At 39.8% G+C, this 24,971-nt stretch carries 22 protein-coding genes; 8 read left to right on the forward strand and 14 right to left on the reverse strand.

Annotation, left to right across the window (positions count from 1 at the left end; genetic code table 11):
- Positions 1-10: 10 nt before the first annotated feature.
- From AC1PJ9_RS04155 to dxs, 7 genes are all read right to left on the reverse strand, one after another.
- Positions 11-652: an MlaC/ttg2D family ABC transporter substrate-binding protein gene (locus AC1PJ9_RS04155; protein ID WP_263614666.1), complete on the reverse strand. Its 642-nt coding sequence runs from the start codon at positions 650-652 to the stop codon at positions 11-13.
- 26 nt (positions 653-678) lie between these two features.
- Positions 679-1,365: an outer membrane lipid asymmetry maintenance protein MlaD gene (gene mlaD, locus AC1PJ9_RS04160; RefSeq protein WP_311086489.1), complete on the reverse strand. Its 687-nt coding sequence runs from the start codon at positions 1,363-1,365 to the stop codon at positions 679-681.
- A complete protein-coding gene (gene mlaE / locus AC1PJ9_RS04165) occupies positions 1,365-2,141 on the reverse strand; it encodes a lipid asymmetry maintenance ABC transporter permease subunit MlaE (RefSeq protein WP_004705340.1) in 777 nt (258 codons plus the stop codon). The genes mlaD and mlaE overlap by 1 nt, the downstream gene beginning before the upstream one ends.
- Positions 2,138-2,956, reverse strand: coding sequence for an ABC transporter ATP-binding protein (locus AC1PJ9_RS04170; RefSeq protein ID WP_004705339.1), 819 nt, complete (start codon positions 2,954-2,956; stop codon positions 2,138-2,140). Before AC1PJ9_RS04170 ends, mlaE begins: the two co-directional genes overlap by 4 nt.
- Positions 2,957-3,361: 405 nt before the next feature.
- Positions 3,362-5,224, reverse strand: a complete 1,863-nt coding sequence (locus AC1PJ9_RS04175) for a DEAD/DEAH box helicase (RefSeq protein ID WP_311069750.1) — start codon at positions 5,222-5,224, stop codon at positions 3,362-3,364.
- Positions 5,225-5,634: 410 nt separating this feature from the next.
- Complete coding sequence (locus tag AC1PJ9_RS04180; protein WP_000433617.1) at positions 5,635-6,465, reverse strand: inositol monophosphatase family protein; 831 nt, start codon at positions 6,463-6,465, stop codon at positions 5,635-5,637.
- A 121-nt stretch (positions 6,466-6,586) separates the two neighbouring features.
- On the reverse strand, positions 6,587-8,491 hold the full coding sequence (gene dxs / locus AC1PJ9_RS04185; RefSeq protein WP_311086490.1) for a 1-deoxy-D-xylulose-5-phosphate synthase: 1,905 nt from the start codon (positions 8,489-8,491) through the stop codon (positions 6,587-6,589).
- 303 nt (positions 8,492-8,794) lie between these two features.
- On the opposite strand from dxs, the gene ribA reads away from it, so the two are divergent.
- From ribA to aroE, 3 genes are all read left to right on the forward strand, one after another.
- Positions 8,795-9,397: a GTP cyclohydrolase II gene (ribA, locus tag AC1PJ9_RS04190; protein WP_001121170.1), complete on the forward strand. Its 603-nt coding sequence runs from the start codon at positions 8,795-8,797 to the stop codon at positions 9,395-9,397.
- 127 nt (positions 9,398-9,524) lie between these two features.
- On the forward strand, positions 9,525-10,475 hold the full coding sequence (gene hemF / locus AC1PJ9_RS04195; RefSeq protein WP_019457803.1) for an oxygen-dependent coproporphyrinogen oxidase: 951 nt from the start codon (positions 9,525-9,527) through the stop codon (positions 10,473-10,475).
- Positions 10,476-10,654: 179 nt separating this feature from the next.
- Positions 10,655-11,443, forward strand: a complete 789-nt coding sequence (aroE, locus tag AC1PJ9_RS04200) for a shikimate dehydrogenase (RefSeq protein WP_311086491.1) — start codon at positions 10,655-10,657, stop codon at positions 11,441-11,443.
- 47 nt (positions 11,444-11,490) lie between these two features.
- On the opposite strand, the gene AC1PJ9_RS04205 is transcribed toward aroE, so the two are convergent.
- The gene (locus AC1PJ9_RS04205; protein ID WP_311086492.1) at positions 11,491-13,836 is read right to left on the reverse strand and encodes a hypothetical protein; all 2,346 of its coding nucleotides are present in this window, start codon (positions 13,834-13,836) and stop codon (positions 11,491-11,493) included.
- A gap of 256 nt (positions 13,837-14,092) precedes the next feature.
- Here AC1PJ9_RS04205 and AC1PJ9_RS04210 point away from each other — a divergent pair, with 256 nt between their 5' ends.
- Positions 14,093-15,916 (forward strand): acyl-CoA dehydrogenase C-terminal domain-containing protein, encoded by a 1,824-nt coding sequence (locus AC1PJ9_RS04210; RefSeq protein WP_174747979.1) that lies wholly within the window; start codon positions 14,093-14,095, stop codon positions 15,914-15,916.
- Between the two features lie 71 nt (positions 15,917-15,987).
- Here the strand turns inward: AC1PJ9_RS04210 and AC1PJ9_RS04215 are convergent, their stop codons facing one another.
- Positions 15,988-16,644, reverse strand: coding sequence for a DcrB/PsbP domain-containing protein (locus AC1PJ9_RS04215; RefSeq protein WP_263614673.1), 657 nt, complete (start codon positions 16,642-16,644; stop codon positions 15,988-15,990).
- Positions 16,645-16,887: 243 nt separating this feature from the next.
- On the opposite strand from AC1PJ9_RS04215, the gene AC1PJ9_RS04220 reads away from it, so the two are divergent.
- Positions 16,888-17,142 carry a PspC domain-containing protein gene (locus tag AC1PJ9_RS04220; RefSeq protein ID WP_002052345.1) on the forward strand — a complete coding sequence of 85 codons (255 nt, stop codon included), beginning with the start codon at positions 16,888-16,890 and terminating at the stop codon, positions 17,140-17,142.
- Between the two features lie 69 nt (positions 17,143-17,211).
- Here the strand turns inward: AC1PJ9_RS04220 and AC1PJ9_RS04225 are convergent, their stop codons facing one another.
- From AC1PJ9_RS04225 to AC1PJ9_RS04240, 4 genes are all read right to left on the reverse strand, one after another.
- The gene (locus tag AC1PJ9_RS04225) at positions 17,212-18,312 is read right to left on the reverse strand and encodes an HPP family protein (protein ID WP_311069755.1); all 1,101 of its coding nucleotides are present in this window, start codon (positions 18,310-18,312) and stop codon (positions 17,212-17,214) included.
- Between the two features lie 132 nt (positions 18,313-18,444).
- Positions 18,445-19,242: a TIGR03915 family putative DNA repair protein gene (locus AC1PJ9_RS04230; protein ID WP_311069756.1), complete on the reverse strand. Its 798-nt coding sequence runs from the start codon at positions 19,240-19,242 to the stop codon at positions 18,445-18,447.
- 2 nt (positions 19,243-19,244) lie between these two features.
- Positions 19,245-20,507 (reverse strand): putative DNA modification/repair radical SAM protein, encoded by a 1,263-nt coding sequence (locus AC1PJ9_RS04235; RefSeq protein WP_151823145.1) that lies wholly within the window; start codon positions 20,505-20,507, stop codon positions 19,245-19,247.
- 109 nt (positions 20,508-20,616) lie between these two features.
- Entirely contained in the window at positions 20,617-21,033 is a 417-nt protein-coding gene (locus tag AC1PJ9_RS04240) for a lysozyme inhibitor LprI family protein (protein WP_311069757.1), read from the reverse strand.
- A 29-nt stretch (positions 21,034-21,062) separates the two neighbouring features.
- Here AC1PJ9_RS04240 and AC1PJ9_RS04245 point away from each other — a divergent pair, with 29 nt between their 5' ends.
- The 3 genes from AC1PJ9_RS04245 (at position 21,063) to glyS (ending at position 24,624) form a co-directional block, all read left to right on the forward strand.
- Complete coding sequence (locus AC1PJ9_RS04245) at positions 21,063-21,488, forward strand: hypothetical protein (RefSeq protein ID WP_311069758.1); 426 nt, start codon at positions 21,063-21,065, stop codon at positions 21,486-21,488.
- A gap of 89 nt (positions 21,489-21,577) precedes the next feature.
- The gene (gene glyQ / locus AC1PJ9_RS04250) at positions 21,578-22,555 is read left to right on the forward strand and encodes a glycine--tRNA ligase subunit alpha (RefSeq protein ID WP_002044989.1); all 978 of its coding nucleotides are present in this window, start codon (positions 21,578-21,580) and stop codon (positions 22,553-22,555) included.
- Positions 22,555-24,624 carry a glycine--tRNA ligase subunit beta gene (gene glyS / locus AC1PJ9_RS04255; RefSeq protein WP_311086493.1) on the forward strand — a complete coding sequence of 690 codons (2,070 nt, stop codon included), beginning with the start codon at positions 22,555-22,557 and terminating at the stop codon, positions 24,622-24,624. Before glyQ ends, glyS begins: the two co-directional genes overlap by 1 nt.
- Before the next feature lie 53 nt (positions 24,625-24,677).
- Here the strand turns inward: glyS and AC1PJ9_RS04260 are convergent, their stop codons facing one another.
- The gene (locus AC1PJ9_RS04260; RefSeq protein WP_311086494.1) at positions 24,678-24,962 is read right to left on the reverse strand and encodes a YciI family protein; all 285 of its coding nucleotides are present in this window, start codon (positions 24,960-24,962) and stop codon (positions 24,678-24,680) included.
- Positions 24,963-24,971 lie beyond the last annotated feature (9 nt).

The raw sequence follows: 24,971 nt of genomic DNA on the forward strand, positions 1-24,971 counted from the left end.
CTTCACCTACTTATTTTTGTTTGTTCTGATTAACAGCAGCATCTGCATCAGGTTGGAATGTAGCAATTGCTTTATTTAAATCGCCACCATTACGTTTCACAGTTGCAGCAAACTGGTTGCGGAACTGTAATCCTAAATCAATGCCAGAAACATTGATGTTACGGATTTTCCACTGTGAACCTTTGTCAGCCAACTGGAACGACACAGGAATTTTGTCGCCATTGTGGTTGAAGTCTAAAGTCACAACAGGGTTTTTACCTGCAGTCGCTTTATAAGGACGCATGGTATAAGTCTGGTTTGTATACTTAGCAAATGCGCTACCGTAATTCTCAATTAATGTATTACGGAAGTTTGTTTCAAACTGAGCACGCTGTGCAGCTGTACTATACTGATTTGTCGCATAAGTACCCATCACAATACGAGTGAACGCTTGTGAGTCAACATACGGATCTAAGTTCTGACGTATGATTGATTTAACCAAAGCAGGGTTGTTTTGTAGCTTGGCATGATCTGTTTTTAAACGAGCAATCAAACCATCAGCAACACGCTTAATAAAATCAGGTGGTGCTTCTGAAGGTGCAGCAAAAGCTGTACCTGCAATCATAGTAGACAAAATACTTGCTGTCAGGGTTTGTTTAAACAACGTATTCACCTGGAACCACTCCTTCAAATAATCTCTTACTCAACAAATGACGGCTGTGCGCTGCTGTCAGTACTTGCAGGAGCTTTTTCTTCTGCTGAGGATGATGATGAACCAGCGGCAACTTTACCTGCGCCACCACCAGTAATAAATTTACTAATTAAATCTTCTAAATCCATCGTTCCTTGGGTGTTAGAAATTGTATCGCCACGTTTAAGGTAGTTAAGACCACCACCCGGTACGATTTTTAAATATTTCTCACCCAACAAACCATTGGTTGCAACCATTATATAAGCATCTTCATCAATACTGGTGATGGATGACATGTTACTGATCAGTTGCTGTTCCATTGTTTTTTGTTGCGCTGGAGTCGCTTGCGTATAATCAGAACTATAACGTAATTCGTCTAAAGCATTTTTTTGAACTTCTTTTAACTGCTGAGCATTAAAACTTGTCAGTTTTCCATCAAGGTCAAAAGTTACTGTAGCTAAACGTGTAACTGGATCAAGCGTAATTGAATCAACACGGCCAATTGTTACACCACTCATCGTTACTTTAGCACGTGGTTTAAGTCCGTTAACGTTATCAAACTGAGCTTTCATGGTGTAACCTTCGCTCAAGTTTGTACCTACCAAACCACTTACTTTCATTGCTAAAAAGAATAAAGCGATACCGAAGATAATGACAAAGATACCTACGGCCAGCTCACTAGTACGTGATTTCATTAAATCCCTCCGAACATGACCGCAGTCAACACGAAATCAAAACCTAAAACACATAATGAAGAATATACAACCGTCCGGGTCATTGCCGTTGCAATGCCTTCAGGTGTTGGATCACATGCATACCCTTGGAAAACTGCAATCCATGTACAAAGTAAAGCAAATACAATGCTCTTAATGATGCCATTTACGACATCATGGCCAAATTGAACATTATTTTGCATACCACTCCAGAAGGAGCCTTCATCAACGCCAAGAAAATCAACGCCAACCATTTTGCCGCCAACAATACCAATCGCAGCAAAGATAACGGTTAACATTGGCAAACTGACTATGCCAGCCCAAAGACGTGGTGATACGATTTGCTTTAAAGGGTCAACACCAATCATTTCCATACTGGCAAGCTGTTCACTTTGTTTCATTGAACCAATTTCAGCAGTTAATGCAGAACCTGCTCGACCAGCGAATAATAAAGCAGCAACAACTGGTGCAAGCTCACGTAGTAGGGTTAAAGACACCATCGTGCCTAGCATTGATTCACTACCCACATTGACCAATATTGAGTAGCCTTGCAATCCGAGTACCAGACCAATAAATAAACCTGATACCGTAATAATAAGTAAAGACATTACCCCTACACGATGCATTTGATAGACGAAACGCCCAAAACCGCCCGATGAAGGTAATGAAAAAATAATCTGTAAGAGCATCAGTGCCGCAACACCAATCCCTCGAATCCGCTCAATAACGAGTCTACCTAACCAGGCAATCGTATTCATGGACGAACCTCGTTATCTAAATAAGCTTGGTGGCTAAACTGGTACTCAACCGGACCTTCTGCCGAACCGGTTAAGAACTGTTTTACAAAAGGAGAAGCATATTTTTGCAATTCTTCCGGCGTTCCCTCCCCTTGAATCTTTCCTTCCGCTACAACATAAATGTAATCAGCAATAGATAGGGTTTCGGAAACATCATGCGAGACAATAATGGTGGTTAAATCCAAAGCTTCACGCAACGAACGAATAAGACGAGTTAAAACACCTTTTACAATCGGGTCTTGCCCAGCAAATGGTTCGTCATACATGATTAAATCTGGATCAAGTGCGATTGCACGAGCCAAAGCAACTCGTCGATTCATACCACCTGATAACTCTGTAGGCATGAGCTGTTCTGTTCCACGCAGGCCAACAGACTCAAGCTTTAAAGCAACCAGTTCAGCAATCAAATTTTCAGAAAGCTTGGTATGTGCCCTAATTGGAAAAGCGACATTTTCATAAACCGACATATCGGTAAATAAAGCACCACTTTGGAATAGCATTCCCATACGCGCACGGGCTGCAAACAATTCCTGACGTGACATTTGTGCAATATCTTTCCCATCAAGCAAAACTTCGCCTTGATCAGGAACAAGCTGTCCACCAATCAGACGCAATAAAGTCGTTTTACCTGTACCAGATGGTCCCATGATGGCCGTAATCTGGCCTCGACGTATATTTAAACTAATATTGTCATAAATGACGCGTTCCCCTCGGTTAAAACTCAAGTTTTTCACTTCAATCAGTGACTGAGTCGAGAGAGGAGTTTTATTATTCATAATGGCAATCATTCCTGCACTTTTATGCCCGCATACTATAACACTGAATTTTGGGAATCTTGTTGTAATTTTGACAAAAGCAAAAGCAAGCTCATTTATAAATATGAGCTAGATTTTAAAAAGAAATTTATTGATTGAGAACTTGAAACTGATCTACGAAATGGCCAGTTAACAAAGCATACGCAAAATAGATTCCATTGCACAAAGCGAGTGCAATAAAAAGGTATGGCAAACCATGTTGAAGTAATAATTTACTCAACCATGCCAATGGAGTCTCTTTTCGCTTACTTTTACGCATTATTACAATAAATATTGAACTATTTCACACTTTGTTATTTTATAACAAAACTGAAAAATAAAAAAGGCCAGTATGTTAACTGGCCTTTTTTTTAAATCTTTTTAAGATTAACGGTCGAATTTACGACGCGGTTTATCATCAAAACTACGACGCGGACGATCTTCACCACCGAAGCTACGTTTTGGACGATCTTCGCCACCAAACGCTGGACGCTCACCACGTGGTTTGTCGTCAAAGCTACGACGTGGCTTGTCATTAAAACCACCTTCACGACGTGGACGATCTTCACCACCGAAGCTACGTTTTGGACGGTCACCGAAACCACCTTCACGACGTGGTTTATAGTCTACGCGGTTACCACGATTGTCATCATTTGAATCAAAACGAGGCTTATCGTTAAAACCACCTTCACGACGTGGGCGATCAGAGTTGAACTCGCGACGTGGACGATCTTCACCACCAAAGCTACGTTTTGGACGGTCTTCAAAACCACCTTCACGACGTGGACGATCTGAATTGAACTCGCGACGTGGACGGTCCTCAAAACCACCCTCACGACGTGGGCGATCAGAATTGAACTCGCGACGCGGACGGTCTTCACCACCGAATGGACGATCACCACGTGGTTTGTCATCGAAGCTACGACGTGGACGGTCATCACGACCACCTTCACGACGTTTGAAGTTGCTTTCGCCTTCAAAACGACGACCACCGCCAAAACCGCCACCACCACGACGACCATCACGACCACCGTTGCCGCCACGACCACGACCACCACCGTCACGACCTGAACGAGCAGGAGGTGGAGATGGCTCTAAGCCTTCAATTTCAGAAACACTTAAACGTGCTTCTAAATATTCTTCAAGTGCACGAATCTTACCGCGTTCACGATAAGTCGCTAAAGTAATCGCTTGACCTGTACGACCAGCACGACCTGTACGACCAATACGGTGTACGTAGTCTTCGTGCTTCATTGGTAAGCCGAAGTTAATTACGTGAGAAATAGTTGGTACGTCAAGACCACGAGCAGCAACGTCAGTTGCAACTAAGATCTTCGCACGACCTTCACGGATACTACGTAAACGACGGTTACGAACTGTTTGTGGCATTGCACCGTGAAGTGCAACAACTGAATGACCTGCTTCTGCAAGTTCTTCAGCCAACATATCAGTGTCTTCTTGAGTGCTTGCAAAAACTACAGCTTGATCTAAGTTTTCATCACTTAACCAGTGAGTAAGTAATTTTTTCTTGTGCTCAAAGCCATCAGTCCAATGCAATGTTTGGGTAATATCTGTATTGGTTGAATGACCTGTTTCAATTGCGATACGCATTGGATCTTTCATCATGCATGCTGCAAGACGAATAATACGATCAGCAAATGTTGCAGAGAACATTAATGTTTGTTTACGGTTAGCCGCTAATTCGCTAATTGCTTCTAAGTCTTCAGAGAAACCTAGGTCAAGCATACGGTCCGCTTCATCAACGATTAAAGCATCTACTTGGTCTAATTTAATTTGACGACGATTTACCAAGTCAAGTAAACGGCCTGGTGTTGCAACAACAACTTGCGCGCCTTTTAACTGTTGGATTTGTTTAGCAAACGGCATACCACCCATGATGGCAGCAATACGAACACCTTTCATGTGACGTACAAATGCGATTGCATCTTGGCTTACTTGTTGCGCCAATTCACGAGTTGGTGAAATTACTAAAATATTCGGTTGTGTTACAGCTTTCATGCGTTCTTTGAACGGAACGAAAGTTTCTTGACCTGCCAAGTTATTTAATGTCGGCAACAAGAATGCAGCAGTTTTACCAGAACCAGTCTGGCTAGAAACTAAAAGGTCTTTACCTTCTAAAGCTGCAGGAATAGATTGTTCTTGCACAGGAGTCGGGGTAGTAAAACCTAAACCTTCAAGCGCTTGTTGTAAGGTTTCATGCAAAGAAAATTCGGCAAAAGTTTTGCTCATAGAGAGTTTCACCCTAGTGGGTGCTCCATTTTTAATAAGTACAAAATAGACATCGGCACAAAGCGGCAAAGCAAAATTAGCTGAACCTTATTATTCAGCGGCAATCCGAGTAACGACGATGTGGATTAAACGCACGCTTGATTACGGCCGAACCTGAAGAATCGCTGAGCGATCGGGGCGCAAGAAATGGTCCTCTCTATGGACAGCGTGCGCTTACAATGAATAGAACAGAATGTTCAGGTAATGAACGGAAATTTAAGTGCGTGGGCGGATTATAGCAGAAAGAATTTAAAAGTCATGTGTTTTAATCAACTTTATCGTTATTTCTACTATTATTTGTATTTTACCGATCATTAAAAAGTTAAAACCCTCTATAAAAAGAGGGTCTTAACATTGAAAGCATTTCTAAATTATTTTGCAGCTTTGTCCCAAGCAGGAACAACTGTTTGCATTAATGGCTTTAACATTTTAAGTGAACATGCAATCACTTGACCATTTTCAAGTGAATCATTTCCACCACGAGCATCAACCACTACACCGCCCGCTTCTTTAATAATAAGCTCACCAGCAGCGATATCCCATGGTTTTAAACCAAGTTCAAAGAAACCATCGAAACGACCAGCAGCAACATAAGCTAAGTCGAGAGCAGCTGAACCACCACGACGGATTTGAGCACCCGCTTGAGTCACAGCTAATAATGAAGCAAAGTGCTGCTCTGCATAAGATACGATTTCACCAGCACGTTTAGCACGGTAAGGGTGACCTACTGCCAAGAATGTATTTTCTAAGCTATCTTTTACATTTACACGAATACGGCGTTGGTTCATTACCGCACCGCGACCGCGACTTGCAGAGAACAACTCGTCACGTACAGGATCGTAAATTACGCCGTGTTGAGTAACGCCTTTATGTTGAACTGCAATAGAGATACAGAAATGAGGGAAACCATTAATAAAGTTTTGCGTGCCATCAAGTGGGTCAATTACCCAGCACCAGTCTGCATCATGGCCTTTGCCTTCTTGCAAACCGAACTCTTCACCTAAGAAGCTATGGTTTTTATAACTTTTACGTAACGTATCAATCGTTAATTGTTCTAAATAACGATCTACACGTGTTACCGGGCCATCAATGCCTTTCTCTTCAACTTGCAAATCGAGTTTATGACGATTTTGATGCGCTTTTAAAAGCTCTTGACCAACTGTTTGAGCCGCACGCGCAGCCATAACCACCATAGGTTCCATTGAACACCCACTACAATACAAATTTGAAGATTTTGACAAAGAATAATGCATAAAAGCGCATACATTTTAGCAAATGAATGCGCTTTATGGGAAAAAATGTTTCAAAAATTTTATTAAAGGCTTAAACGACCTGATTTTGCTTAAGCCAAGCTCTCTCAATTGAGTTCAAAATACCCTTAGCATCTAGACCACAATCTTGCAGCATTTGATTATGCGAAGCCTGATGCAGGAATGAGTCTGGCAAACCTAAGTTAATGATAGGTTTCACAATTTGCTCTTGCGCCATAAACTCATTCACAGCACTACCTGCACCACCCATAATCGCGTGTTCTTCAACTGTCACGAACAAATGAGTATGTTCAGCCAAATCTCGAATCATTTGTTCATCAAGCGGTTTTACAAAGCGCATATTTACGACACGCACACCAACATCGTGTTTTTGTGCAAGTTGCTCGGCAGCTTCTATAGCAACCATGACACGGCTACCAAATGCTAGAACTGTAATTTGCTCATCACTATTTGGTTTAATTTCTACAACAATTTCAGCTTTACCTAATTCAAGAACAGTCATTTCTTTTTGAATTTCGACACCAACACCAGCACCACGTGGATAACGTACTGCGGCAGGGCCATTATAGGCATAAGCTGTATGAAGCATTTGACGACATTCATTTTCGTCTTTTGGCGCCATAATTACCATATTCGGTACAGTACGCATATAAGCATAGTCATATGCACCTGCGTGTGTTGGGCCATCTTCACCTACTAAACCAGCACGGTCGATCCCGAAAGTTACATCAAGATTCTGTAATGCAACATCATGAATAAGTTGATCGTAACCACGCTGCAAGAATGTCGAATAAATTGCAACAACAGGTTTTAGGCCTTCACATGCCATACCCGCTGCAAGCGTCACAGCATGCTGCTCTGCAATGGCTACATCAAAGAAACGTTGTGGGAATTGCTTGGCAAACTTAACCATGCCCGAGCCTTCACACATGGCAGGCGTGATCGCAAGTAAACGCTCATCTTGAGCAGCTTCGTCACACAACCATTCACCAAAGACATCGGAATACTTTGGCGGTGTTTTACCGCCTGAAGCAGCATTAATTTTGCCAATCGCATGATAAGTGATCGGGTCAGCTTCCGCTGGAGCAAAGCCTTTGCCTTTTTTAGTATAAACGTGAACTAAACGTGGGCCTTTACGTTTTTTAAGCGCATTGAACACTTGAACCAACTGAGTAACGTCGTGCCCATCAAATGGCCCAAAATAATCAAAACCAATTGCTTTAAATAGATTATCTGCTGCATCAGTTGCTGATTGGTGTAACCGAGAGTTATAGGTCCATTTTGGGTGAGGTTGAATGTAAGCCTCACCATGTTCATCTACATTGACTAAATGACCTTTTTCCCAAATTGCAGCTAAATGTTTAGCAAAGCCACCAGTACTACAAGAAATTGACATGTCATTGTCATTAAGTACAACAATCAAGTCAGCATCATGTGCGACAGCATCGTTCATGGCTTCAAATGCCATGCCTGCAGTCATTGCACCATCACCCACAATACAAACAACTTCACATGGGTCATTTTGATAGCGGCGTGCAAGTGACATACCCAAGCCAGCTGAAATGGCTGTTGATGAATGCCCTACCCCAAAGGTATCAAAAACCGATTCTTCTCTAGCAGGGAAAGCTGCTAAACCATTTTTTGAACGGATAGTTGTAATTTGTTCACGGCGACCAGTCAGGATTTTATGTGGATATGCTTGATGACCCACATCCCAAACTAAACGGTCATTTGGTGTATTAAAGCAATAATGCAGCGCAACCGTCAGCTCAACCACGCCGAGGTTAGCACCGAAATGGCCACCACTCTGGCCTGCTGCATATAAAATATATTGACGCAACTCATCAGCCACTTGAACCAGTTGACTATGCTCGAGCTGACGTAATTGTTGAGGATGATCAATTGCATCTAACAATGGCGTAACAGGGCGTTGAGTTGGAATTTCGGTATACAACATATGTGGCAAAGCCTTTATAAGCCTGGCAAATCCTAAGCTGGGTCAAAATGGGTCGATCATACAATCGAATGAAGTCACCTTCAATCAGCCACATTTGCGAACGAGATCATGCAAAGCAGTCTCTCATACATTATGGGTATGGTTGGCAGATTATCCTGAATAATCTGACTATTTATCAACTATTATCGTCTTCTTTATACAAAAAAGAAAACCTTAGTGTGCAAAATGATTATGACAATTCGACCAATCTCCCAGCATTACGCTATACTTTAAACCGTTTTCGGTTAAAAGATGAGTTAATCTGTGCCTATAGAGTTCATTGCAACATCAAAACTCCCGACCGCTTTTGGTGAATTCAATATTTCTGTGTTTCAAGATCCAGCAACAGGTGAAGAACATGTGGCACTTTCTAAAGGGTTAGAAAATCCGCCAACAGGCCCTGTTTTAGTCCGTGTACATTCTGAATGTTTAACAGGTGATGCTTTTGCATCATTAAAATGTGATTGTGGCCCACAACTACAAGCCACTCAAAAACTCATCAATGAAGCAGGACAAGGCGTAATTCTATATTTACGCCAAGAAGGTCGTGGAATTGGTTTAACCAATAAAATTCGTGCTTATGCCCTACAAGATCAGGGACACGATACTGTAGATGCTAATTTACTACTGAATTTACCTGCCGATGCACGTCGTTACGATATGTGCAGCATCATGCTCGACCACTTAAAAGTAAAAGAAGTGAAGTTAATTACCAATAATCCTTTGAAAATTCAGGCACTCAAAGATCAAGGTATTAACGTTGTAGACCGTGTACCGTTAACCGTAGGTCGTAATCCTTTTAATGAACAATATTTAAAAACCAAGCGTGAAAGAATGGATCACCTTTATCAAAAAGATGATTTTTGATTTCAGGTGTAAAGTTTAAAAACAATGTTTAAGGGATTTTTTCAAGATTTAGAAAAAATCCCTTACTTTTTTTATGGTTTTATGTTTTGATGTATTTAATTTATATCAATCATCTTTGAGGGTCATTATGCAACATCCGACTTCCACAGATATTCAACGTGTCCGCGAATTTCTCCTCGATTTACAAGCCCGTATTTGCGCTGGTTTAGAACAACAAGAAAAAGCTGGCGGTGGTACGGCAGAATTTATTATTGATGATTGGGAACGCCCAGAAGGCGGCGGCGGTCGTTCACGTGTGCTGCAAAATGGTACAGTGATCGAAAAAGGCGGTGTAATGTTTTCTCACATCAACATTAGCAAACTTCCTGCATCTGCTACTGAACGTCACCCTCAAATTGCAGGTGCTAAAGCTCAAGCACTCGGTGTTTCTTTAGTTATTCACCCTAAAAACCCAAATATTCCAACCTCTCACGCAAATGTCCGTTTATTCGTTGCAGAACGTGAAGGACAAGATCCAATTTGGTGGTTTGGTGGTGGTTTTGACTTAACGCCATTTTATCCAGATGACCAAGATGTTTTAAATTGGCATCAAGCTGCTTATGACCTATGTAAACCTTTTGGCGACAATGTTTATAACGAACACAAGCAATGGTGTGATGACTACTTTTATTTAAAGCATCGCGACGAACAGCGCGGTGTCGGTGGTTTATTTTTTGATGACTTAAATTGCTGGGATTTCGAAACTTGCTTTAAATATATTCAAGCTGTAGGCAACGGTTATTTAAATGCCATTTTGCCAATTTTCGAAAAACACCGTGAACAACCTTATACCGAAGCTCAACGAGAATTTCAGCTTTATCGCCGCGGCAGATATGTTGAATATAACTTGGTTTATGACCGTGGTACGTTGTTTGGATTACAAACAGGTGGCCGTATCGAATCTATTTTAGTCAGTCTTCCTAATTTAGCTGCATGGTCTTATCGTCCTGAATGGGATGAAGACTCTCCAGAGAAGCGTTTAACTGACTATTACTTAAAACCTCGTGATTGGTTAGGTTTAAAAGAAAAAGTCGCTTAATTTTTTTGTTTTGGGGATTCTTTGGCTTCCACCCTAAAGAATCTCCTTTTTTATTTTTCAAGTTTTCTGACACCCTCCTAATATTTTTTCTTGTGCCAATTTGACTTATAGTGAGGCCTGCTGAATATTCAGTATAGGCTTTATCTGCTTTACGCCATTTTAAAATTTTGGATACAAGAATGACCAAACAGTTTGCAGTAATTGGCAACCCGATCGAACAATCACGCTCTCCTGAATTGCATCATGCTTTCGCTCAAAAAACAGGTATTGATCTCGACTATCAAAAACGACTGGCCCCTCTCGATGGCTTTGAATCAAGCATGCGCAGTTTCTTTGCAGAAGGTGGAAGTGGTATGAACGTTACCGTTCCGTTTAAAGAGCAAGCTTATGCTTTATGTGATGTGTTAACTGAGCGTGCCCAAATTGCTAAAGCTGTAAATACGTTATGGATGGAAAATGGCAAATTGCATGGTGACAATACTGACGGTCAAGGCTTAGTTGCCGCAATTCAAGCATTAGAATGGAACCTTGATAATACAACTATTTTAATTTTAGGGGCTGGTGGTGCAACTCGTGGTGTTATTTATCCACTTGTACAAGCTGGCGCTAAAAAAATCGTTATTGCAAATCGAACTCTGGCTCGTGCAGAGCAACTTGTAGATGACTTAAAAACAGCAGTTCCGCAAGCTCAACTACAAGCAATTTCCCTAAATGACTTAGAAGGGAATTTTGATATTGTAATTAATGCGACTTCTGCAAGCCTTTCAGGCGATGCTTTACAGTTACCTGAAAAATTACAATTCAAACATGCTTACGAAATGGCTTACGGCAAGCCATCTAGTTTCCTAGATCAAGCTAAACAACGTAATGTGCCTTATGCAGAAGGTTTTGGCATGTTAGTAGGCCAAGCGATTGAAGCTTTTTATATCTGGAATGGTGTAAGACCAGACTTAAAAGATTTCTTATAAACAAAAAAAGAACCTACTTAAAGTAGGTTCTTTTTTTATCTTATTTACTATTTTTTAGCAGCAACCATTTGCTTATAAACATCTCGGAAAATTTCATAATCAATAAATTCATTATGTTCAGGTTTTAATTTCTGAATTGTTTTTTCCGTAAGCTGTTGTTTACGAGCGGCTACATAGACATTCCCTAAAATATCAGCCGTTTCTGATAACAAATGCTTTTCTTCAGCAGAAACACCGTTTTGTTTTTCAAATTCTAACTGATACTGTTTTGAGAAAAGTTGAGCTGGCTGTTTATATTGTTTCTGTAGTTTCTGCCAAGCTTCACGCCCTGCTTTACCTTGTATAGTCTCTATTACAATATGATCTACAGCACGACCTAATTCATGATCAAACTGCTCATCTTGCTCAAGATGATGCTTTTGCTGTAAAGCTGTAATACGTTCTAAAGCCTTTCCTTGAGGATTATAAGTATCTTCCTCAGAGAACCAGTAAGCATAAACCTCAGCAATTTCTTGTAGCTGTTGAACAGAGTAATACTTAATATATGACGGTTTTTCGGCAGTCAATTTGGCAATAAATACTGCTTTATAAGTTTTGTCATAAGCATGCGTTGCATCATAGGTTTTATCTGCAAGTACAGCCAGATTTGTATCTAAATCTTGTACATCACTATGTGTGCCTACTGGATGCTCTAACACATCACCTTGACCAAGTTTTTCTCCAAAGCCTTTAATAAAGTTTTCCAGCATAGAGCCTTTACTTGCTTCAGCTACAGACTTGGCTTGTTTAAGTTGCTGCTGATCAATTGAGGTTGCTTTACCGTAGTTTAAAATTTGCACATCCGCTTTAATATTAAAGCTGTGTTTAAACTCAGCTGGCGTATAAGCAACATCATAAGTCATGTTCACTGCACGGCCTTTGTCATCTAAAGCTACATCAATCGTAATTGGATTTCTTTGCTTCGGTAAAGCTTGTTCAATCTCGGCTTTGTGTTTTAGCCATAGTGCTTTGAATGCTTCATCATTGATAAACTGGTTTTGGTTATAAGCTTCAAAAGTTTGTTTTAAAGCATCTCGGCGAGACTTGGTTTGAACTTTTTCAGCACTTGCAGCGCTTTGATCAAGCACATCTATACCGTAGACTTGGCAATAATTAATATCACCTAAAGCAACAGGTTCCTTCAGTGATTTTAATTCAATACATTGATCTTCAGTGAGGTTTACAACATCTTCAGCTTGTGCATCTTGTACACCATCTGCTGCTTCACTGACATCTTCGTCTTCAGAAGCCGAAGCATCTGCAGCTTCCGGAGCTTGTGCTGCCGCACTTAAATTATCTTCACCTTCATCATCTGATGAAGAAAGAGCACCATCAAAGTGTGCGTTGATTAAACTATATAGTTCCTGACTTACAGCAGCGGCATCATCCGAAGAAACTTTTTGTTCTTCTTTATCAGCAGCTCCTTTTTTCGCTTCAGCAGCAGCAAGCTCATTGGCTACTTTTTCTGCCATCTTTTCGTTGTCGAAACCTAAAACACTTTTTTGAAGGTACTTATCATTGACCTGACCATACAACTCAACTTCTAAAAGTAATTCTTCAATCGTAGTTTTTAAACGAATTTTATCAACAGCCCCAGCCTTACGATCAGTATCTGTCAGAGATACGCGTTGTAAGTTTTGCGGGTCAGCCAAACGATAAGAGACCGCACTAGATGATTTAACATATTCAATAAACTTCTTCATATCGACATTTTTAAAGAAGTCTTTGTACTTTGAAAAATCAATATAAGCTAAATTGTTTTGATTTTCTTTATTGACTAAATACGGCATTAAACCGAAGTAATTTACGTAAAACTTATAATTTTCTAAATCAAGCACCATTGGCAATTTTGCCTGAACCAATAGCGTTGGCTTTTCATATCTGGCAGTTAGGTTAAATGAGCCCATTTTTTGACGATAATGAATTGAGCCGTCATAGCTAAATTGAAGATCATTTAATAAATTAATTAATACGGCGTTTACTTTGTCAGAACGTGCTGATGAGGTCAGTCCCAAATCGCCTTGTTCATTTGCAATAGCTGCATATAAGGTCTGTTTCTGCGCTTTACTTAAGCTAACTTTTTGCTCACGTAGATACTGATCAACTTTCTTTTGTAATTCAGCATTAAGCTTAGGTGTATTTTCAGCTTTTGAGTTTTGCTTTATTTGTGATGGATCAACCGTAATTTTAAAGTTTCCGCGATAATCGTAACTTGGATATTCATACATCGCGTTAACGCTTTGAATAGCTTTTTGCTCTAAATTCGCAGATGCCACTTGTGGTCGCACACTGTGTTGCGCACATGCCGTCAAGCCCAAACTAAATAAACATAAACTGAGATATTTTAAATGCATAACCTTTTTTAAAACCTTATCGCTTTATCTTTTCAGCAAAACTTGCTAAAAATAAAAAATTAGTTGTTTTTTCACATAAAAGTATAAGACCTGACTTTATCAGAAAATATAATTTCCAGTGTATTTATTTTCGACAAAATTCGCTTTTCTGACATTCTTTTCGGGTGTGATTAACATTGTATTTTTATCATGCGAGTGAATAATCAAATCATCGATTGAGATAATCCCACAATGATTCAAAATTAGGATTAAAGCCATGCCAGCATATAAAGCTCCCTTACACGATATCCGCTTCTTAATGAATGAAGTACTAGACTACCCTGCTCACTATAAAACTTTATCAAATGGTGAAAGCGCAGATCCAGATACTGTAGATATGATTCTTGAAGGTGCGGCCGATTATTGTGAAAACGTACTGTCACCACTTAACCAATCTGGCGATGAAGAAGGTTGCCATTTTGACAACGGCGAAGTAAAAACGCCAAAAGGTTTTAAAGAAGCTTATGATCAGTTCGTAATGGGTGGCTGGCAAGGGCTTTCTTATCCTGAAGAATTTGGTGGTCAAGGCCTGCCAATGTCTTTAAACCTGATCAAATCAGAGATGATGGGTACTGCAAACTGGTCATTTACCATGTACCCAGGTTTAAGTTCAGGTTGTATGAACACTATTTTGCAATTCGGTACAGATGAGCAAAAACAAACATATATGCCTAAACTTGTTGAAGGTACATGGAGCGGCACAATGTGCTTAACCGAACCTCAATGTGGTACAGACTTAGGTCAGGTAAAAACTAAAGCTGAACCTCAAGCAGATGGTACTTACAAAATCACGGGTACTAAAATCTTTATTTCTGCTGGTGAACACGATTTAACTGAAAACATTATTCACATTGTGCTTGCGCGTCTTCCAGATGCACCAGCGGGTACACGTGGTATTTCTTTGTTTATCGTACCTAAATTTATGCCTACAGCTGATGGCGGTGTTGGTGAACGTAATACAGTGACTTGTGGTTCAATCGAACACAAAATGGGTATTCGTGCGTCTGCAACTGCTGTACTCAACTTTGACAATGCAACAGGTTACCTGATTGGTGAAGTAAACAAAGGTTTACATGCAATGTTTACCTTCATGAACACAGCGCGTATCGGTACTGCGGTTCAAGGTATTGCACATGCTGAATTATCTTTCCAAGGTGCTCTTCCATATGCTAAAGACCGTATGTCTATGCGTGCCCTTTCTGGTAAGAAAGATCCAGACAAAGTTGCTGATGCAATCATTCACCATGCAGACGTACGCCGTATGCTTTTAACTCAAAAAGCAATCGCTGAAGGCGGTCGTGCAATGATTTACTACGCTGCACAAATCGCTGACAAAATGACAGATGCGTTAACACGTGGTGATCAAGCTGCTTTTGAAGACTACGATGACAAACTTGGTTTCTATACACCGATCTTAAAAGGTTTCTTAACTGAACTTGGTTTAGAAGCTGCTAACCACGGTATGCAAGTTTATGGCGGCCATGGTTATATTAAAGAATGGGGTATGGAGCAAATCGCACGTGATGCACGTATTGCGACCTTATACGAAGGAACAACTGGCGTTCAAGCACTCGACTTAATTGGTCGTAAAGTGTTGTTAAGTTCAAAAGGTAAAGTAGTACGTGAATATACTGCTGAAATCTTAAAATTCTGTGCTGCTCACGCACGTAATAAATACTTACGCCGTTTTGCTTGGGACTTAACCAAGCTTTGTGCGCAGTGGAATACGTTAACAGTTCGTATCATGCTTGCTGCACGTAAAGACCGCGACATCGTATCTTCTGCTTCTGTAGATTTCTTGATGTTCTCAGGCTATGTCATGATGGCTTATTTCTGGGCTCAACAAGCTGTGGTTGCTTCTGAAAAATTAGAAGCAGGTAACGGCCAAGAAACTCCTGAATTCTATAAAGCAAAAATTAAAGTTGCTGATTTTTACTTCGACCGTTTATTGCCACGTGCACAAGGTCATGCAGAATCAATGGTGACTACGTCTCGTACACTTACTTCATTACCAGTTGAACACTTTAGCTTCGACTACTAATAATAAGTAAGTATTAAAATCAAAAGAGCGCAATATAAATTGCGCTCTTTTTTATTGAATTAAAATTAACTTTATTCTTTATTAAGCACATAGGCTTTTGTGGGAACAAAATAGTTTTGTTCTAGAAATTCACGATTTTTACCATAATCGCTGTAGAACAACTTCTCCAAATTTACGATTAATTTTTGTTTTGAAATAATATTAAAATAAAAATTAACATCTGATGTTGGACATTGAATTTTTAACTCATGAGCATCAGAATCAACTTTCCACGTCAAAGAAGGACATAATTGATTAATGGCTGCACTTTTTGCACCGTCTTTATTACTAATTCGGCCAAAATGAATAACATTCCAATACGCAGTACCATCAGGTAATAAATTTAAAATATATTCTGCTTCACCTGTTTCACAATCGGCAAAATTATCTTCACACGAAATACGAGTATGGTAGCGACCCGCATATTGTTGATCTGTTTCAGATAATTTTGACGTCTTATCTTGCACACCATCAGGCAAGAAAGTTCGTCCCGCGGCATCATCCAAAGTTTTAACCACAGTAGTACTTTTAACTAAACTATCTTCATGTTTAGAGGTCGTTGCTACCGCTGAGTGATCCTTAGAATCGGCATGATTTGCATCACAGGCACTCAGTCCTATACATAAAATGGCAGCCAAACCCAAATGTTTCATTAAAAGACCAGACGACTTCAAAGATATATACATCATTTACATACAACAGCAATGCTACAGTTCAAACTAGGATTCAAGAACGATCTCATCACTGCTACAAACACTTTCAGCCCCGAAAGAGTGCATTTTAGTTGATGTTGCTTTCATTCATTTAAACCATTTACATATTTTAACTATTTTTAGTTTTACCGGACTTTAATTTGCTAATTTTGACGCCATATTTCTACTAACCAAGGGAAATAAATATCCCTTGTCATTTATATATTTGAGGAGAACTACATGACCAATTCTGGTTTATATCGCTCGAACCGACAAAGCATGATCGCCGGTGTAATGGGCGGTATTGCTGAACGTTTTGGTTGGAACGCAAATTTATTACGCATTATTTTCGTATTGGTTTCGGTAATGAGTGCGGCTTTCCCAGGGATTTTAGTCTACTTGGTTTTATGGTTAGTCATTCCTAAAAGACAGCCTGAACAAGTACAAGGTTATCAACAACCTGTTCGTACTGTACGAGAAGAACAAATACATTAAATAACTTAGTTTATTTTGGTCGCTACGGTTGCATCCCCTAATCAACCGTAGCTTTTTTTATTTTAAAAATTATAGTTTTCGATTTAACTGTTGCTGTAAAGCCGCGATCATATCTGCACGACTAATCATTCCTATAAGCTTACGATCTTCAACCACAGGAATGTAGTTAAACGACTTTTCAACAAAGTATGGCACTAAATCTTGAATAGGTTGAGTTGGTAGTACAGTAACCACTCGACGACTCATGATCTGCTTTACATAATGCTGCCAAGAGTTTCTTGGATCAGCTGCCCTTTTAAACCATTCTACGACTTCATATAACGCTAAAGTTCCGACCAAATGGTTTTCTACATTGACCACAGGTAAACTCATGAGATTCTGCTGTTTAAACTTATCTAATGCCTGATGAATATCATCATCTTCATGTAGTTTAATCACATCACGGCTCATAATATCCTGACAGATATATTGGTTCACCATACGTTCATTAGCGTGCTCTTGCGCTTCTAAAATAATTTTTTCTAAATCGTACTGGCTAATATCTAACAGTTCAGTGTGATGCTCTAATGCATACTCAATATCTTTCGGTTGAATCGACACTTTCTGAGTTGGCGTTGGATCCTTACTTCGCTCATTTAAATGTGCGGTAACTGGGTAATGTCGCCCAATCAATCGATTAAAGAAAATAGCGAAACCGAGTAGAAGCAAAGAGTTGAGTAAAACTGGATAAAAAACGAAATAAAAACCTAATTTATGAATGGCAGCGCCGCCCAGTACAGCCGTAATTGCGACTGCTCCACTCGGCGGGTGTAAAGAGTCGGTGGTCATCATTAAAAAGATGGCAAGCCCAACAGCCACACTAAAAGCTGTAGTTAAATCAGGAATCCATTGCGCACAAGCAACCCCAATAATTCCGGCTAATGTATTACCGACAATAACATTCCATGGTTGAGCCAATGGACTGGCTGATACTGCAAATAAAAGAACAGATGATGCCCCCATAGGCGCGATGTACCAAGCATTAATTCCGCCAAGAACATACCAACTAATTAAGGAAGAAATTGCTAAACCACATAGTGCTCCAATACCGCAAAGCAATCGCTCTTTTAGTGGTAAAACCTTAAAATTCGGCTTTAAAATCTGTAACCATTCTCGCTGTATAACACTCACAGTACACCTTAGGGGATATGCCGTTATTTATAACGGGCAAAAGTATACGCCCAAAGCCACATAAAGTGCATTTAAATTATATCTTTTAAATATCAGAAAACTTGTTGAACGTATTCTTACTATTTTAAAACTTTAATATTCAATTAGTTTTTCATTCAAATAACGCCAGTACCGTTTCGGCAAATACTGCACGTGGAGTTTGATATTCTGACGTTCTATAATATTTACACTCTTAAAATAATCTTTCCAAAGCTGATCATACAAAACTTCCTGCTCATCTAACTCAAGCTGAAAACTTTGACTCATGCCATTTTTTAAATTACGGTCAACCTCAGAAGCTTCGAGTGAAACTTCATGTATTTCACGTAAATCATAAAAAATTCCAAACTTACGTTGCTCATCATAAATGAGCCAACGCTGATCTTGATAACGCCGTTTAAAATGCGGCTGGATAAGCGGTAAAACATTAAAATCAGGACGAACCAGACTTAAAAAAAGCTCATCTTTAGTTTTCTTAAACCGAATAAAAGCCTCCATTCTATGCTTCTCTCGCCCGACCTTTTTCGTCCATTGTGCAATCGCTAACACACTTGGATTTAAATAATCTTTTTCTATGGAAACATGGCTAGTAAACACATAGATACAGTAATTAAATAAATGCTGATAGGCATCTAAAGATTCAGATAAATAAGCAAAATAAAATTGTTTTAACGAAGAAGATGAAAGCTTTTTTTGTAGCGCAGACCACACACGTTCGGCATGTTGCTCGTTATTTGCAACCTCAATTTTATCGGCAAATAAGCCATGTTGAGCCGCATCATTTAAACAGAGCCTGACCTGTAATTCTTTAAATTGAAATGCACGAAAAACACAGCTTAGCAGCCCAACCATTGAACCATCAAAATAGTAAGCGACTTCCTCATTAAACATGGCTAAAACCCAAGGCTTAATTGTGGCGAGAGTTGCTGCACATATTTCGAAGATCCCTGCGTTAAAATTTGCTGTCGAATAAAACTTGATGATAGTTCCTTTTGGAATTTCGGACTGTCTTCACAGCGAATGAAGAATTTTGCACGCTGGTAGGCCACGCCTAGTTTTTTAAGTAAATCGATATGGATTTTTCCAAAACGGCGAGCCTGCACAATTTTCTTGGCCGATTTCACTCCAATGCCCGGTACACGCAAAATCATTTGATAATCTGCACGGTTTAAATCTACCGGAAACTGTTCAGGATGCCTTAAAGCCCAGCTTAATTTCGGGTCTACATCAAGATCCAAATTTGGGTGTTTTTCATTGACGATTTCATTGACCTGAAAACCGTAAAAACGCATCAGCCAATCGCTTTGATATAGACGATTTTCACGAAGCAAAGGCGGTGCAGAACCCACTGCTGGTAAATAATTATTTTCAGTATTAATTGGGATATAACCCGAAAAATAGACGCGCTTGAGTTTAAATTCTTTATAGTGCTTGTCTGCCATAAATAAGACATCTTGGTCTGATTCTTGATGAGCACCAACAACCATTTGGGTGGTCTGCCCTGCTGGTACATATTTCGGTACATGCTTAATGATTTGTCGCTCATCTTTAAGCTGAATGAGCCTGTCACGGACTAAACCTAAATCTTTTTGTACTTCCTGATGTGATTTTTCTGGCGCAAAAGTTTTTAACCCAATTTCGGTCGGCATCTCTAAATTAATACTCATACGGTCAGCATATAAACCTGCTTCATGAATCAATTCAGGCGATGCTCCCGGAATAGTTTTTAGGTGAATATAGCCATTAAAGTTTTCTTCAAGGCGCAACTTCTTCACAACTTGAAGCATACGCTCCATCGTATGATCGGCCGATTTAAAAATGCCTGAGCTTAAAAATAACCCTTCGATATAATTACGGCGGTAAAAATTAATAGTTAAATCTACGACTTCTTGCACTGTAAATGCTGCACGCTGGACGTCATTAGAACGGCGTGAAACACAATAGGCACAGTCAAAAATACAAACATTACTAAATAGAATTTTTAAGAGAGATACACAGCGCCCATCTTCGGTATAGCTATGACAAATACCCGAATGACTGGCATCACCCAGACCTTTATTTTTATTTTTACGGTCACTGCCACTTGATGAACAAGACACATCATATTTAGCAGCATCAGCAAGAATCTGTAGTTTTTCTCGAATGCGATCAGACATATCAAACGACTCATTTGTGGCATCGTTTAAAAAATATCATTTCGCATTCTTAAATTTAATCTAGTAAAGTACGCTCAGCGTCATGAGATGACGTTTAAAATGAACCAGCTTAATTAACGTATTCTTCAAGCTGCTTTACACGCTTTTCATACTCTTGCATTGGGCAATATGAATACATCGGTGAACCAATGTATGAACCTGCATTACTACATTCCTGATCTACATAGGCTTTCCAAAGTCGCTGAGATTTTAAAATATCTTGGTAACGTTCTGGCTGTTTGTATTCTTCGCTTTGTGCACGAATTTGATCAATCAGAGCAACAATTTTTTCTTCATAAGTCTTTTTAGCTTGTTCAGAACAACTATACACGACCATATTATTAATACTTTCAAGCTTCATTTCTTTAATAGTCTGGTCTACACATTGATTGTATTCATCTTGCTCATCAGTTTCGGTTTGCGCATGAAGCCACGGACTACAGAAAAGACTGGATAAAACAATAAGTTTGCAGCAAAATTTCAACATAACTTCTTCTCAGTTCTATAATTTTTAATATGCTTCAATATAACAAAAAAATGATTATTCACGCACTTGCGCTTGCACCCATACCATTGCTGAGTTTATCTGCCTTAGGGGTCATAATATTAAATGCTGAATTTAGCCTTTATTCGATTGGAGTTATTTTACTAGCCCATTTCTTATTTTATTTACTTTTTTATGGCCTTCTAGTTATTCCTTTCGCATATATCATTTCCTATTTTCTGACTCGTAAAAATCGTTTAAATCTGATGAGTATTTTTATCTGCGCAACTGTCATCTGGATTTTGATTAGCCCTATTACGCGCTTAATTTTTGTCGGTTCATTCCCTTCTCCTTGGGGGGATATTTATAAGATCTACAGTTTTTATCTCATGATTTTATTTACCAGCTTTTGCTACTGGTTAAGCTTGAAGTGGCTAAGCCGAAAACAAATAGGCTAATCGCGCATTCCTTTGATTAAGCCTTTGCCACTCCCCCACAAAATCCTTATACTTAGGGGCAATTTTTCTCATAAATTCGTGGATGCTACATGAGTCGCGCCATCTCGCATATTGATACATTTCAGGGTTTAATTCTTGCCCTACAAAACTACTGGGCCGAACAAGGCTGCGTCGTATTACAACCTTACGACATGGAAATGGGCGCTGGAACATTCCACACCGCAACATTCTTACGTGCTTTAGGGCCTGAGACTTGGAACGCGGCATACGTTCAACCTTCACGTCGTCCAAAAGATGGCCGTTATGGTGAAAACCCGAACCGTTTGCAACACTACTACCAGTTCCAAGTGGTACTTAAGCCAAACCCAGACAATATCCAACAGCTTTATCTCGATTCTTTAAAAGCGATCGGGATTGATACGCTTACTCACGACATTCGTTTCGTAGAAGACAACTGGGAATCTCCAACTCTTGGGGCTTGGGGCTTAGGTTGGGAAGTTTGGCTCAACGGTATGGAAGTGACTCAGTTCACTTACTTCCAACAAGTTGGTGGCGTTGAGTGTTATCCAGTAACAGGTGAAATCACTTACGGTTTAGAACGTCTTGCGATGTACCTTCAAGGTGTTGACTCGGTTTATGACCTAGTTTGGACCAAAGGCCAATTCGGTACCGTGACTTACGGTGACGTATTCCATCAAAATGAAGTTGAGCAATCGACTTATAACTTTGAATACGCTCCAGTTGAAAAATTATTTGAACTCTTTGACTTCTATGAGTCAGAAGCAAACCGTTTAATTGAAGCAAAACTTTCTCTTCCTGCTTATGAGCAAGTGGTTAAAGCGTCTCATACCTTTAACTTGCTTGATGCACGTGGCGCAATTTCTGTAACTGAGCGTCAACGTTACATTTTACGTGTACGTACTTTAGCGCGTGCTATTGCACAAAGTTATGTACAAGCACGTGCGGAGCTTGGCTTCCCAATGGCAGAACCACACTTACGTGATGAAGTATTGGCGCAGTTAAAAGCACAAGCTGAAAGTGAAGCAGCAAAGGCGGAGAAAAACTAATGAGCAAACATACTGTTTTATTCGAACTTGGCTGTGAAGAGCTTCCACCAAAAAGCTTAAAAACGTTACGTGATGCACTACAAGCAGAAACGGTAAAAGGCTTAAATGAAGCTGGTTTAAACTTCGCATCTGTTGAAGCTTATGCTGCTCCACGTCGTTTAGCGCTTAAAATTGTTGATATCGATGCTGCTCAAGCTGATACACAAAAACGTTTTGACGGCCCTGCTGTTCAAGCAGCTTACGATGCAGAAGGCAAACCGACTAAAGCACTTGAAGGCTTTATGCGTGGTCAAGGCATTACAGTTGATCAGCTTTCTACTTTCCAAGCAGGTAAAGTTGAAAAAGTTTGCTATCTAAAAGATGTAAAAGGTCAAAGCCTTGACGCTTTACTTCCACAGATTTTGCAAACTGCGTTAGACAATTTACCAATTGCTAAGCGTATGCGTTCTGCTGCAAGCCGTACCGAATTTGTACGTCCAGTGAAATGGGTTCTTTTACTCAAAGACGATCAAATTGTTGACGCAACGATTCAAGATCACAAAGCTGGCAATGTGACTTATGGTCACCGCTTCCATGCACCTGAAGCAGTGACTTTAGCGCATGCAAATGACTACTTAGCTGCTTTAGAAAAAGCTTACGTTGTTGCGAACTTTGAAAAACGTCAAGCAACTATTCAAGAACAAGTGAAAAAGTTAGCTGATGAAGTTAACGCGACTGCGATTGTTCCAGCGGATTTACTTGATGAAGTAACAAGTTTGGTTGAATGGCCAGTTGCTCTTCGTGCAAATTTTGAAGAGCGCTTCCTTGCTGTTCCTCAAGAAGCTCTCATTACGACAATGCAAGACAACCAGAAGTATTTCTGCTTGATCAATAGCGAAGGTAAATTACAGCCTTACTTCATTACTGTTTCAAACATTGAGTCTAAAGACCCGACTCAAATTATTGAAGGTAACGAGAAAGTTGTTCGTCCTCGTTTGTCTGATGCTGAGTTCTTCTTCCTACAAGATCAAAAGCAACCGCTTGCATCTCGTAAAGAAAAACTAGCAAACATGGTATTCCAAGCACAACTTGGTACGCTTTGGGACAAATCAACACGTATTGCAAAACTTGCTATTGCATTATCATCAATCACTGGTGCAAACCCAGCCGATGCTGAAAAAGCTGCATTACTTGCTAAATGTGACTTAACCTCTGAGCTTGTTGGTGAATTCCCAGAACTTCAAGGTATTGCGGGTACTTACTACGCGCGTATTGAAGGTGAAAACACTGAAGTTTCTGAAGCTTTAGGTGAACAATATTTACCAAAATTTGCGGGTGATGTTTTACCTAAAACCAAAACAGGTACAACCATTGCCCTTGCTGACCGTTTAGATACCCTAGTTGGTATTTTCGGTATTGGACAAGCGCCAACGGGTTCTAAAGACCCATTTGCTCTTCGTCGTTCAGCAATTGGTATCTTACGTTTAATCATTGAAAATGAGCTAGACGTAACAATTGAAGAGTTAGTTAATCTTGCACTTCAGGGTTATGGCGACATCGTTAAAGACCACGACAAAACTCGCGCTGATGCCGTTGCATTCTTGGAAGGTCGTTACCGTGCTAAGTACGAAGACCAAGGTGTTGCTGTTGATGTGCTTCAAGCAGTTCAAGCACTTGCACCAAAATCTCCACTTGATTTTGACAAGCGCGTAAATGCTGTTAACCACTTCCGTACATTACCTGAAGCTGCTGCACTTGCTGCTGCAAATAAACGTGTTGCTAACATTCTCGCAAAAGAAGCTGCACCAGAAGGTTCTGTAGTTGAAGCAAACTTGATCGAAGATGCTGAAAAAGCATTATTTGCTGAGCTCCAAGCAGTTACACCTGTAGTTGAACCATTACTTGCAGCAAAAGACTACACTGCTGCCCTTTCTAAGCTTGCAGCACTTCGCGCGCCGATTGATGCATTCTTTGATGGTGTAATGGTAATGGCAGATGATGCTGACCTGAAAGCAAACCGTTTACGTTTATTGGCTCAGTTACGTAACTTGTTTACTGCTGTTGCTGATGTGAGTGTGTTGCAGGGTTAATTAGTTCATTATTAAATAAAGGGGTCTTTTATAGATCCCTTTATTTTTTTACGTTAAATAAATGCTTTAATTTCTTCTAAACTTTTCGATGGCTCAAACCACATAAAATCATAATCGGCCACATTATGAATATAAAACGGATCATTTTTCATGATTTCTTCGGCTTCTTGAATCGAAGAACTTAAAACTAAAATCACCCCACCTACTCTATTTTCCCGGCGCCCCGACGCTAAAAACTTCTTTTGCTCATAGTAATGATCTAAAAACGCAATATGTTCTTTGAGTACAGCATCAACTTCGGCTAACGGTTTTTTATAAGTCAAGGTAACAACAATCATCTCATTCTC

Source organism: Acinetobacter sp. 70_2 (assembly GCF_056736115.1).

Coding starts and splice junctions, on each gene's coding strand:
- mlaD (WP_311086489.1), bottom strand. CDS start 1,365: ATGAAATCACGTACTAGTGAGCTGGCCGTAGGTATCTTTGTCATTATC.
- mlaE (WP_004705340.1), bottom strand. CDS start 2,141: ATGAATACGATTGCCTGGTTAGGTAGACTCGTTATTGAGCGGATTCGA.
- AC1PJ9_RS04170 (WP_004705339.1), bottom strand. CDS start 2,956: ATGAATAATAAAACTCCTCTCTCGACTCAGTCACTGATTGAAGTGAAA.
- AC1PJ9_RS04175 (WP_311069750.1), bottom strand. CDS start 5,224: ATGAGCAAAACTTTTGCCGAATTTTCTTTGCATGAAACCTTACAACAA.
- AC1PJ9_RS04180 (WP_000433617.1), bottom strand. CDS start 6,465: ATGGAACCTATGGTGGTTATGGCTGCGCGTGCGGCTCAAACAGTTGGT.
- dxs (WP_311086490.1), bottom strand. CDS start 8,491: ATGTTGTATACCGAAATTCCAACTCAACGCCCTGTTACGCCATTGTTA.
- hemF (WP_019457803.1), top strand. CDS start 9,525: ATGCAACATCCGACTTCCACAGATATTCAACGTGTCCGCGAATTTCTC.
- aroE (WP_311086491.1), top strand. CDS start 10,655: ATGACCAAACAGTTTGCAGTAATTGGCAACCCGATCGAACAATCACGC.
- AC1PJ9_RS04205 (WP_311086492.1), bottom strand. CDS start 13,836: ATGCATTTAAAATATCTCAGTTTATGTTTATTTAGTTTGGGCTTGACG.
- AC1PJ9_RS04210 (WP_174747979.1), top strand. CDS start 14,093: ATGCCAGCATATAAAGCTCCCTTACACGATATCCGCTTCTTAATGAAT.
- AC1PJ9_RS04215 (WP_263614673.1), bottom strand. CDS start 16,644: ATGATGTATATATCTTTGAAGTCGTCTGGTCTTTTAATGAAACATTTG.
- AC1PJ9_RS04220 (WP_002052345.1), top strand. CDS start 16,888: ATGACCAATTCTGGTTTATATCGCTCGAACCGACAAAGCATGATCGCC.
- AC1PJ9_RS04230 (WP_311069756.1), bottom strand. CDS start 19,242: ATGTTTAATGAGGAAGTCGCTTACTATTTTGATGGTTCAATGGTTGGG.
- AC1PJ9_RS04235 (WP_151823145.1), bottom strand. CDS start 20,507: ATGTCTGATCGCATTCGAGAAAAACTACAGATTCTTGCTGATGCTGCT.
- AC1PJ9_RS04240 (WP_311069757.1), bottom strand. CDS start 21,033: ATGTTGAAATTTTGCTGCAAACTTATTGTTTTATCCAGTCTTTTCTGT.
- AC1PJ9_RS04245 (WP_311069758.1), top strand. CDS start 21,063: ATGCTTCAATATAACAAAAAAATGATTATTCACGCACTTGCGCTTGCA.
- glyQ (WP_002044989.1), top strand. CDS start 21,578: ATGAGTCGCGCCATCTCGCATATTGATACATTTCAGGGTTTAATTCTT.
- glyS (WP_311086493.1), top strand. CDS start 22,555: ATGAGCAAACATACTGTTTTATTCGAACTTGGCTGTGAAGAGCTTCCA.
- AC1PJ9_RS04260 (WP_311086494.1), bottom strand. CDS start 24,962: ATGATTGTTGTTACCTTGACTTATAAAAAACCGTTAGCCGAAGTTGAT.